The following is an 11,830-nucleotide window of genomic DNA, read 5'->3' on the forward strand; positions in this document are numbered from 1 at the left end:
ACTACAACAAGAATGCAACTTAGTTATGAAAAGTTGAAAGATATGTATTTATACCAATTTGAAAAGCTTATGTAGCAAATCTTTCACAATCCAAAATCTAAAATGGTACACCGACACAAAAAAGCCTGCATAGAGCAGGCTGTAATGATTTTGTCAGGCTTTCAGCCTAAATTACTGTATATTTCTAGGCTTCTAGTCTTTAATTTGCTCAAAATGGACACATCTTAATACACTTCAAAAGAATTTACAGAATCTTGAATAAGTCCTTTTACCCTACGCCACCGTCTTTCAGCAACAGAGGCATTGAAAGTAAACAGCTTACCTCGACTAGTGGTAATACTAGCCATATTATGTCTTTTTTTACCATTAGGTAATTTGACTGCATACTCCAATATGTAGTATTGTTTGTCCTTGACTTCCTTCTCTTCAGCATTAACTAATTCTGCTGTTCTCCCTGAGCCTTCTGGTGCAAGGGCATTTTTCCCTAACTTATATCCTATTTCTGTGGGTGTACCTAGCTCAGTCAAGTTTTTACCTTCTGGAACTGGACTAATGACCACTGAGATATTTTCTGTCGCTTCAATGAAGTCATGGAAGACAACATCAGGACCATTGGCTACTTTTACTTGTAACCAACCATTGGGATACAAGAATTGGTAGCCATCTTTAGTATCTACAAAACTGTTCAATCCAGCCGCAGTAGCCACCCCAGCATTAGTCAAGCTGAAGGTCAAAACTAAAAATAAAATTAAAGTAATTCGTTTCCACATGGGTCAAACAATTTTGGATTTTGGATTTTGGATTTTGGATTTTGGATTTTGGATTGACCCCATGTCTAAAGTTCGGGGCTTGTATCCTTTTACTCTTTGGTCAATTTTCCTTTGGCTGGAAGCAATTTGATGAATATTAAATTATGTTTTTCATTGTCCCATCATATAGTCCTGTTAAGGTAATTCTCACAGGTCTACATCCAAGTAATAAGTTAAGTGTGTTGTGTGTCAGTTTGGTGATTCAACAATTTCCGCGCCTTAATTGCGTAGTACTATAACTGTAGAAATCCCACTCGAAGTTGATGGTGTTACGGTGGTTGGAATTATTATTGTTTCCCATAGTAAACAGCTAGCTGAAGGTGTACGAGAATTATCTCTCCAGATGGTTCAAGGTGAGGTGGCTGTTGCAATTGCAGCTGGTATTGATGACCCCGAAAATCCCCTGGGAACTGATACGATGCAGGTTTATCAGGCGATCGCATCTGTGTATAGTGATGATGGGGTGTTGGTGTTAATGGATTTGGGTAGTGCTGTGATGAGTGCAGAAATGGCTCTGGAGTTTTTCCCAGATGAGCAACGCCAAAATATGCATTTGTGTGCAGCACCTCTGGTGGAAGGAACAATCGCAGCAGTGGTGGCGGCTGCATCTGGTCAGGATATACACCAGGTGATGGCTGAAGCACAAGCAGCCTTAACAGCTAAAGCAACTCAATTGGGTTCTACCCCTAGTTCTCTGGAGTCAGTCCCTCATGAACCTTTGCACACAATCAAGTATGAAAATGCCTCTGACCGAATCCCTACTCCTGATTCCCCACTCCCCATTTTCAAGTTAGAGAATAAATCGGAAATAAAACAAGCGAAAGAGATACATGTTTTTGTCCGTAATTATTTGGGTTTACATGCCCGTCCAGCAGCTAAATTTGTCACCACATCGGGAAAATTTCAAAGTCAAATTTGGGTGCGCAATTTAACTAAGAACTCAGATTTTGTCCGTGGTGATAGTATTAATCAAGTTACCACCTTAGGGGTACATCAGGGGGATAAATTAGCGATCGCTGCTGATGGAATTGATGCTGATGCAGCTTTATTGGCGTTACGAACATTAGTGGAAAGTAATTTTGGTGAGACAGCGCGGTCTTGGGGAGCCAGCGTTGTAGACGGTTTTCTCCCAGGAACGACTGCCGTTGGCGCAGCCTCTCTGGAGGAGATACCACAAAGTGGTGGAGATGATTTCACTCCTGTCTCTTCCCCCGTTCCCTCTAGTCTCTTAGGATCTGTATCCCCATCTCTACAAGGGATTCCGGCTTCTAGAGGTGTGGCGATCGCTCCTATGAGTAACTTTCTGAAAGTCCCGTTGGCTGTGGATTGCAGTACTTCCGTAGATATTCCCCAATCACTCGCAGATAATCCAGAAATAGAGTGGCAAAAATTACACAAGGCATTAGGATTGGCACAGCAAGAAATTCAAACTCTCCTATCCCATGCTGATACTCAAATTGGTGATGCTGAGGCTGGGATTTTTGACGCTCATTTGCTGTTGTTGCAAGATCCAATGGTGATGGAGACGGCTCACAGGTATATATTTACAGGGCATTTACAGGCTGGAAATGCTTGGCAAACAGTAATTGATGAAGTAGCAGCTAACTACCATCAATTGGAAGATTCTTACTTGCAAGAACGGGTAGCTGACGTAGTGGATGTGGGTCAAAGGGTATTACGTTTATTACTGGGAAAACCGATTGCCAAGTTGGATATCTCTCAACCTGCTATTGTGGTAGCAAATGACCTCACACCTTCGGATACAGCGAGTTTAGACCCCAATCTGGTGTTGGGAATTTGTATTACTGCTGGTAGTGCTACCTCCCATACCGCTATTATTGCCCGTTCCTTGGGTATTCCCGCAGTTGTGGGCTTACCGCCATCAATTTTACATTTAGCAGATGGAACTGCGATCGCAATGGATGGGGGAACTGGTATGGTATGGGTAGAGCCAGATGAGGAAACGATCAACTGCTTACAGAACAGGCAGAAGAACCAACAATTAGCCCAACAGCAAGCACTAACCATTGCCCATCAGCCAGCTACAACCATCGACGGTACTCGTATCAGTGTATTTGCGAATATTGTCAGTATTAATGATGTTCAGTCTGCTTTAGATTTTGGGGCTGAGGGTGTGGGATTATTCCGCACCGAGTTCCTGTATATGGATAGAACTACCCCACCTTCAGAGACAGAACAACTAGCAGTTTACCAAGCGATCGCCCAAACTTTGGGGAATCGTCCCTTAATTATTCGCACCTTGGATGTAGGGGGAGATAAGCCATTACCCTATGTAGATTTACCTCCAGAAACTAACCCTTTTCTAGGTATGCGGGGAATTCGTTTCTGTTTACAACACCTGCAAATCTGGAAAACCCAATTAAAGGCTATTTTCAGAGCCAGTGCAGGACAGCAAATTAAAGTCATGTTTCCCATGATTGCAACTATGGCAGAAATTCAAGCAGCCAAGGCAATTCTGGCAGAAGTGCAAGCAGAATTGTACCAAGCACATATTCCCTTTGATACAGGGATGGAAGTGGGGATAATGGTAGAAGTACCATCAGCAACTGCCATAGCCGATAAATTAGCCACAGAAGTAGACTTTTTCAGTATTGGTACTAACGACCTTAGCCAGTATGTCATGGCTAGCGATCGCACGAATCCTTTAGTAGCAAATTTAGCCGACCCTTTCCATCCATCGGTCTTGCGAACAATTCAGCAAACAATCCAAGCAGCCCATCAAGCCGGGATTTGGGTGGGATTGTGTGGGGAATTAGCATCAGAACCCTTAGCAGCACCAATTTTATTGGGATTGGGAGTAGATGAGGTGAGTTTAAATGCTCCAGGGATTCCCAGATTAAAACAAGCGATCGCACAATTAGCATTACCCCAAACTCAAGCGATCGCTCAAGCTGCATTACAAGCAGATTCAGCTGTTGAGGTACGAGAATTAGTTACAGCAGCTTTACTTTAATTTTTTGGCTGTAAAAGTACGTGAAAATAGCTAGGTTTTAGCTTTGTGAATTTCTGAGATTAGTGCAATTACTATAGGTAGTTTTACGTTTATTGTGAAGCTTGATTCAAGAGTCTATAAACTTCCTTTGCATACATTTTTTTGTTGCTAGTATGGGCACATATACAGAACCACCTATAACGAATTAAATATTTTACTTTTTGAGCCACAGTAGGTAATCATCGCCAACTGTGGCTCTGTAATTTAACGTGAGTAGGGTGGAAAATGGTTGCGAATCCTGGGGAGAAAGGAAAAACCTGTTATACTTTCAACCTTACAAAAAAAGCATGGTTATTTAGGGTCTACTGAATAACTGAAAAATATTAATTTATCAATGCTTTGAGGCTATTTTATTGGGGAAGGACGTGCAAGGAAATTAGGATTTTAGGTTTAAAATCCTTGCATCTGTTATTTTTCCTGTCTAATAGAATAGAACTAAAGAGGCACCGAACTACTCCCTACTCCCTACCCTCACCAAAAGACTTTTATGCCTAACGGCACGCTCCGCGAACAGCAAGCCCTATTTAACTTGCTCTATATGCTTTCGGTGTTGTGCCTGTAAAGTCTGTTACCTGAATAGCCCTGTTGAAGTTCGGTCAGTAACATCATGCTGATCGATTCAATTTCTGGATTGCGAGTCTGAGATTTAGGTATTAATTCTAGGCTATAAGCAACATTTTATGACATTCTATATATTTATCTAGGATTTTGAAGGATAATATTAAGTAGACTGTTATACCTTAGATTGCAGTTTATACCAAATTACTTTCAAAAATAGCCCGCATGTCATTGCGAAGGTCGCAGAGTGTAAGGAAGCAATCTCACCAACTAGAACCACCACAACAGAATGTAACTTAGTATTAGCGATCGCAAAAGGTCAGGCAAAAACATAATCATCAATAACAAGTTACTTTTACCATCATTGGGATTAAATTAGCGAACCATAATCAGCTGCTATGAAGTGAGAAATTGATTTGGAAAACCAATATCCTATCAAAAAAGACTACTACTGACAAATAAGCAGATATGGATAATAGAGCAACGTTACGATTACTATTGATCAAAGAAAAATGGCAGGTGTAGGATTTTATTACTCAACCCAACCTATAGCTAAAAAGTAGGTTGGGTTGAGGTTTAATTAAATCTTCGTCCTAAGATGTCTGCTGTACTTCTGCGGTTTTTTCTCGATCTAACTTCAAAATCAACACACCCAAGGGTGGTAAACATAAATCCAGGGAATAGGGACGATTATGGAATGACCAATCATCAGTCCACTTACCCCCTAAATTACCCATGTTGCTACCACCATATTGGCGAGCATCACTATTGAACATCTCAGTATAAAAACCTGGCTCTGGTACGCCAATCCGATAGTGAGAGTGGGGTTGAGGAGTAAAGTTACATACTACAGCGACAAAACCATTGGTATCTTTATCCCTACGAATAAAGGACGCAACACTATGGCTATTATCGTTACAATCAATCCACTCAAATCCTTCTTCAGCAAAATCTTGGGAATATAAAGTAGATTCAGAACGATAAAGATGATTCAAATCTTTAAAAAACTCTTTCAGTTGTGCGTGGGGCTCATGCTGTAATAAATGCCACTCCAAATCCGCCCAGACATTCCACTCACTCCATTGCCCAAATTCCATACTCATGAACATGGTTTTCTTACCAGGATGGGCAAACATATAAGCAAACAGACAACGGACATTAGCAAATTTCTGCCATCTATCCCCAGGCATTTTACCAATGATATTGCTCTTACCATGTACCACTTCATCATGGGAGAGTGCCAGCATGAAGTTTTCGCTGTGGTGATACCACATACTAAAGGTAAGATTATTCTGGTGGAACTGGCGGAACCAAGGATCCATGCTGAAGTAGTCCAGCATATCGTGCATCCATCCCATGTTCCACTTGAGGTTAAAGCCTAGTCCCCCAGTATAGGTAGGCCAAGATACCATAGGCCAAGATGTAGATTCTTCAGCGATGGAAAGGATACCGGGAAAATAACTAAAGATAAGGTGATTAACTTGACGCAGAAAGTCTGCTGCTTCTATATTTTCCCTACCACCATAATCATTGGTTAGCCATTCCCCTTCTTCGCGACAGTAGTCAAGATAGAGCATAGAAGCCACTGCATCCACCCGAATCCCATCGATATGGTATTTGTCAAACCAAAATAGGGCATTGGATACCAGGAAATTCCGCACTTCATGGCGGGAATAATTAAAGACTAGGGTTCCCCATTCCTTATGCTCACCTTTGCGGGGGTCGGCATGTTCGTAAAGATGGCTACCATCAAAGAAGGCTAAACCATGCCCATCTTTAGGAAAATGACCAGGAACCCAATCTACAATTACGCCAATATCATTTTGGTGACATTGGTCAATAAAATACATTAAGTCTTCTGGGCTACCATAACGGGAAGTGGGAGCAAAGTAGCCGGTGACTTGATAACCCCAAGAACCATCAAAAGGATGTTCAGCGATGGGTAACAATTCAATGTGGGTATATCCTAAGTCCTTGACATAGGGAATCAGTGAATCTACCAATTCACGATATGTGAGAAAGCGAGCTGCTGTATTCAGTTCGGAAACTGTTACTACTGGCTCTGTTTCTCCATTGGGTAATTTCGCTGGTTCGCCACTAGAAGCGTGTAACCAAGAACCTAGATGAAGCTCGTAAACAGAGATGGGTTGGCTCAGAGGGTCACTGTGACGACGTTTTTCCATCCATTCTGAATCTTTCCAGGAATAGGAATCTAAGTCGCTGACAATTGATGCTGTTTTGGGGCGAACTTCCTGTTGAAAACCGTAGGGATCTGATTTTTCGTAAATATGACCTTCGTAATTTTTGATTTCGTATTTATAATGTTCGCCCACACCTAGGGAAGGAATAAATAATTCCCAAATTCCTGTTGACCCTTTACGCATTTGGTGTTTGCGTCCATCCCAGTGGTTAAAATCCCCCAACAAGGAAACATTCCGCGCATTTGGTGCCCAAACAGCAAAATATACCCCTTTAACACCATCTATTTCTATGGGATGCGCTCCCAATTTCTCATAAATCCGGTGATGATTCCCCTCACCAAACAAATGTAAATCAAATTCTGTTAGACGACCGGAATTAAAGGCATAAGGGTCATAAATGACTAATTCCCGTTCTCCTTCCTTAATTCGTAACTGATAGTTATTAAGTTCTTTTGTTTCAATAGTACATTCAAAAAAGTGAGGATCGTGTATGGCTTGCATTGCATATTCCTGACGTTCCTCTGGTAGAACTACCCATACAGCACTGGCATTTGGTAAGTAGGCTCGAACCGCCCAAACAGTTTTTTCATTGTTTTCTATGAGATGAGAACCCAGAATTTCAAAGGGATCGTGATGCTGATTCCAAACTATACGGTTAACCTGTTCGGGAGCGATCGTACTTATAGACATGGAGCTACCTACTTGAATGTAAAGTGGTTAAATTAAATCTGCTTGTGTTTGTTATATATCTATATATAATCTTTACGTTTATTTGCAAATTTTGTCATCTTCGCAATCTTAACCCAGAATCAGCACTGAGTAACAATGCGATCGCCAATTGAATATAAATATCGAATATTTTGTGGGCAAATATTTTTAGTCAAGGATTAATTCTTGAATGCATTAAATAGCGTGAGTGTCAATTCAAAAATGGGAAAATTGTGAATAATAACTTCCGCAAACGTAGTAAAAAAATGTTTTCCCGCACCCTTGTATTTAATTTTGGTGGTGGAGCGGTTTGTAATTTTGCTTGTAATTCCGCATACTCGGCAGCAGTCAAAAGTTTCCCATCAATAGGGGATCTAGCTGCGGTGATAATTTCTGTCCGCAATATTTCCTCTGGAATATCTGCTGCTGCTGGTAATGCCATTGTTAATTGCTGCCAATGACTGGAGAGCAACACCAGGGTAGTTATAATGGCAGTTAAAAACACAAATCCGATTTGCTTCATTGTCTGTGTAGCAAGCAGTTCCCCTATCAGAAAGAATCGCAGGTAAAAGCTAAATGCAATCGCCTGCGAGGAAAGTGAATAGAATTACCGGAGAGTTTGAAAACAACTTCATCCAAAAATGTGTGGAAATAAAATTTCCATATCGTAGAGTGTTGTGAGGAGCACCTTAACAAGGCTTAATTTTAACCCTAACCTAAGGTTTCTTAGGAGCAGGGGATTTTTTACCAGTATCAGCAGGCTCACCTGTAGTGGCTGGTTTAGTAGTTTCTTCAGTACTAGCTGGGGGAGTTGGCGGTGCACAAGCTCCTAGAACAGTAGCAAAAGTAAGTGCTAGGGTAAAACCAAAGATTTTAAATTTCATAGCTCCTCTTTATTTTTACTTTGTGATCGAAAAAATTTTTATCTGTTGAATAACATACCTTATTTGTAGCTTTTTGTGACCAAAAAAATAAACTAGATAAAGCTTATTGACTTAAAAGTAGGGATTCAGCAGTTGGCAGCCCGTCAGAGGTCTTCATTGCTCGGCATTAAGCTGCGCTAATATGCTTGATTGTGGGATTTCCCTCTAGGGGACTATTTTTGGCTGTGGATTTTTGGAATTGCCGAAATTTGATCCATATTAATTAAATTATAAGCGATCGCAGCACAGAATGATACGGGAACAAGAAGTAAACATTTTGACTAATTTCATTTGTAATTCATATATTTTATTGCTATAAATTACATAAAAATTGAGATGCCCTTCTAAGGCTAAAAATCTAGATATATCAATAGTCATCTAACTTTTTTAGTTAATTAGTCTTGATGAATTTTAAAATACCTGGAAGTCACATTTTTAGCCAGACGACTAGCGATCAATATTTTTTGCTAGTTTTATATGCAGTCATATTCAGGAGGGGCTGTCGCCGGAGGTGTGTGTCCGGGATTTATAAGCCTTGTCGCATTGCACTGTATTCCACCGATTAATACTGTGGGCTTTGCACCAAATTCTGTAATCTGAATTACAATTACCTTTTATTTTACAAAAATTATGGCTACTACACATCGACAGAATACTAGAGCAAGACGCAAACAGTTACAGTCAGATTTAATCCAATCAAAATTAAATAAGGGGTCAAGAAAGTTACCACCTAAGTCTGTGAATCATCGCCGTGCTTTACCCACTACACAGTTACCTAGCCAAAAACAATTATTCACCCCTAGGCAACGGATAATAGGTAAACAAAGAACAAAAATTACAGTTCCAGCATCGCCAAAACGTCAACTAGTCCCAGAGCAATCAACCCTGGGAACAAACCAACAACAAATTGCATCTCTTCCCAGATTATCTCCTTCTAATACCACAATACCCAGGTGGTTACTACGCTTTTATAATCTATACCATTATTCTTGCTTGGGGACATTTTTATTAGTAGTTGCAGTTCTAGTGGTTTATGGTTGGACTGTATATTCCCAAAAACTTTGGGGTCAAAATTACCAAAAGCTACAAGAATTACAACGGGATGAGCGACAGTTGACGAAAACTAATGAGGTTTTAAAAAACAAAATGGCTCAAGAAGCAGCAAAACCCAATGCTGGATTGTTATCCCCAAATCCCAAAAAAACAATTTTTCTCCCAGAAGCACAATTGGAAGTTAATCAAAATTCCTATGGGAATATAGCCCAGCCTCAAACACAGCCTTCACTCCCATCTTCACTGGGTTATTAACTGTACTAAGCTGCTAGCTGCTACGCATTTAACTTGTATATTCATTTGGTATTGGTTAATGGCTACAATTTCCGTCACTTCTGACTTCTGAATTGCTGTTATGCATTAAAAACGCACAACAGCTGAGCTGATTGAGATTTAATCTTGACATTTATGGCAAGACAAAGATACAAATATTTATGCAAAAATCATCTACTAAAATCAAAGAACGCAACTTTATTGCCAGAAAATTTATAGAAAAACGGCAAGCAGAATTACGTAAATTACGGATTTTTTTTGATTCAGAAGTTCCGGAATTAACTGCCAATATGAAAACCAGACTATTTTTAGTTTGGGGGTTATTAATTACTTCTGGATTAGGGCTAGCTTTGAATTTGTATAATTTACAAATTGTCCGAGGACCAGAGTTGAAAAAACAGGCGCGGCGGCAACAAATGGTAGCAGTTAGACCGTTTATGCTTCGTCGCCCAGTGTTGGATCGGAATTTGCACCTGGTAGCAATAGATCGCCCTGCCTATACCCTCTATGCCCATCCCAAATTATTTGGCAAATCAAAGGAATATATAGCCAAGCGATTAGCTTCTATTCTTAATAAAAATGCTGGGGATTTAGAAAAAAAATTTGCCAAACAAAAAAGCGGTATTTTAATTGCATCCAGCCTACCAGAAGAAATTGCAGATCGAATTTATGGTTTGCGCTTGGATGGCTTAGATTTGAGCAAAAAATACTCCCGATTTTACCCTCAACAGAAATTATTTGCTGATGTTGTTGGTTATGTAAATAGTGATCGTCGAGGTCAAGCGGGGGTGGAATATAGCCAAGAAAAGCTACTAGAACGTTCCAGCAAAACTTTACGTATTAGTAGGACTGGGAATGGGTTATTAATGCCCAACCACACTCCCCAAGGATTTTTCCATGATGACGATTTGCGACTGCAATTAACTATTGATAGCCGTCTGCAAAGGTCTGCTCGTACTGCTCTGATGAAACAAATCAAAAAATTTAATGCCAAAAGAGGAGCAGTGATTGTTATGGATGCTTGGAATGGTGCGATTATGGCAATGGTTTCCCAGCCAACCTACAACCCTAACCGATATTCCCAAGCAGATATATCCCTGTTTAGAAATTGGACAGTGGCAGATTTATATGAACCTGGTTCCACTTTTAAGCCTTTAAATGTAGCGATCGCTCTGGAAACAGGTAGTATACAACCTGATGATGTTGTCAATGACTCTGGGGCAATTAAAGTAACCGATCACACCATTAGAAATGCCGAATTAAAAAGTCATGGCAATATTAATATTGCGGAAGTTTTAAAACATTCCAGCAATGTGGGGATGGTAAAAATTATTCAGAAATTAAATGCTTCTACTTACTATGGTTGGTTAGAGCGTATAGGCTTGGGACAACGTTTAGAAACAGATTTACCTTCCGCCGTTGCTAGTCAACTCAAACCTCAAGAAGAATTTATCAACTCCCCCATTGAGCCTGCCACCACCTCATTTGGTCAAGGTTTTTCCATTACCCCATTACAGCTAGTCCAAATGCATGGAGCTTTAGCTAATGGTGGCAAATTAGTTACTCCCCATGTAGTTAAAGGTCTCATAGATAGTAAAAAACAGATCCATGATTCCCTCAATTTACCAAAGCCACGGCAAATTTTTTCCCCTGTAACTGCTCAAACAGTTGTGGAAATGATGGAAATAGTTGTAGCTAATGGAACTGGGAAAGCTGCCAAAATCCCCGGATACCGGATTGCTGGGAAAACAGGTACGGCACAAAAGGCTAGTAAATCTGGTGGCTACCGCAGTGACGCAAGAATAACCAGTTTTGTCAGTATACTACCTGTAGAATTACCTCGTTATGTAGTATTAGCATTAGTTGATGAACCCAAGGGTGCTCATGCCTACGGCGGCACAGTTGCCGCCCCAATTGTCAAATCAGTCATGGAAGCACTAATTTCCCTGGAGAAAATAGCACCCAGTCAACCTATGAACTGAGAGATTAAGATTACATGATATTAGGGTGCAGGGTGCAAGAGAGAGAATAAATTAAATCACGGCAAAATCTCATAAGCAAACATGAAAAGATCGCTCCCTAATTCCCATTTTCAAGTTATTCCCCCAGAGGAAAATCCCACAACCAAGCATGAAAACACCTGTTCCCTCCTGACTTCTAAGCAAGGGGGCAGGGAGCAGGGGGAAGGAAAAATTATACTTAGATAATTGGTGGTGCAAATTATTTTTCATCGGGACTGCCTCCAGCTACGGTAGCTTGACTGAATATTTGACTATTTTTAATCTCGGCTGT

Annotated in this window: 8 protein-coding genes; 3 read left to right on the forward strand and 5 right to left on the reverse strand. The window is 40.4% G+C overall.

What is annotated here, in order from left to right:
• Positions 1-224: 224 nt before the first annotated feature.
• Complete coding sequence (gene psbP / locus CALSC_RS05565) at positions 225-770, reverse strand: photosystem II reaction center PsbP (RefSeq protein ID WP_088240408.1); 546 nt, start codon at positions 768-770, stop codon at positions 225-227.
• Positions 771-1,083: 313 nt separating this feature from the next.
• Here psbP and ptsP point away from each other — a divergent pair, with 313 nt between their 5' ends.
• Entirely contained in the window at positions 1,084-3,783 is a 2,700-nt protein-coding gene (ptsP, locus tag CALSC_RS05570; protein ID WP_088240412.1) for a phosphoenolpyruvate--protein phosphotransferase, read from the forward strand.
• A gap of 1,190 nt (positions 3,784-4,973) precedes the next feature.
• Here ptsP and glgB read toward each other — a convergent pair.
• From glgB to CALSC_RS26280, 4 genes are all read right to left on the reverse strand, one after another.
• Positions 4,974-7,271 carry a 1,4-alpha-glucan branching enzyme gene (gene glgB / locus CALSC_RS05575; protein ID WP_235006687.1) on the reverse strand — a complete coding sequence of 766 codons (2,298 nt, stop codon included), beginning with the start codon at positions 7,269-7,271 and terminating at the stop codon, positions 4,974-4,976.
• A 229-nt stretch (positions 7,272-7,500) separates the two neighbouring features.
• Positions 7,501-7,812 carry a hypothetical protein gene (locus tag CALSC_RS05580; protein WP_088240409.1) on the reverse strand — a complete coding sequence of 104 codons (312 nt, stop codon included), beginning with the start codon at positions 7,810-7,812 and terminating at the stop codon, positions 7,501-7,503.
• A 193-nt stretch (positions 7,813-8,005) separates the two neighbouring features.
• A complete protein-coding gene (locus tag CALSC_RS26920) occupies positions 8,006-8,173 on the reverse strand; it encodes a hypothetical protein (RefSeq protein ID WP_200817573.1) in 168 nt (55 codons plus the stop codon).
• A 267-nt stretch (positions 8,174-8,440) separates the two neighbouring features.
• Entirely contained in the window at positions 8,441-8,590 is a 150-nt protein-coding gene (locus CALSC_RS26280) for a hypothetical protein (protein WP_159460568.1), read from the reverse strand.
• A 252-nt stretch (positions 8,591-8,842) separates the two neighbouring features.
• On the opposite strand from CALSC_RS26280, the gene CALSC_RS05585 reads away from it, so the two are divergent.
• A complete protein-coding gene (locus tag CALSC_RS05585) occupies positions 8,843-9,520 on the forward strand; it encodes a hypothetical protein (RefSeq protein WP_088240410.1) in 678 nt (225 codons plus the stop codon).
• Between the two features lie 179 nt (positions 9,521-9,699).
• The gene (locus CALSC_RS05590) at positions 9,700-11,520 is read left to right on the forward strand and encodes a peptidoglycan D,D-transpeptidase FtsI family protein (protein ID WP_088240411.1); all 1,821 of its coding nucleotides are present in this window, start codon (positions 9,700-9,702) and stop codon (positions 11,518-11,520) included.
• Positions 11,521-11,830 lie beyond the last annotated feature (310 nt).

Source organism: Calothrix rhizosoleniae SC01 (genome assembly GCF_900185595.1).
Taxonomy (GTDB): domain Bacteria; phylum Cyanobacteriota; class Cyanobacteriia; order Cyanobacteriales; family Nostocaceae; genus Calothrix_A; species Calothrix_A rhizosoleniae.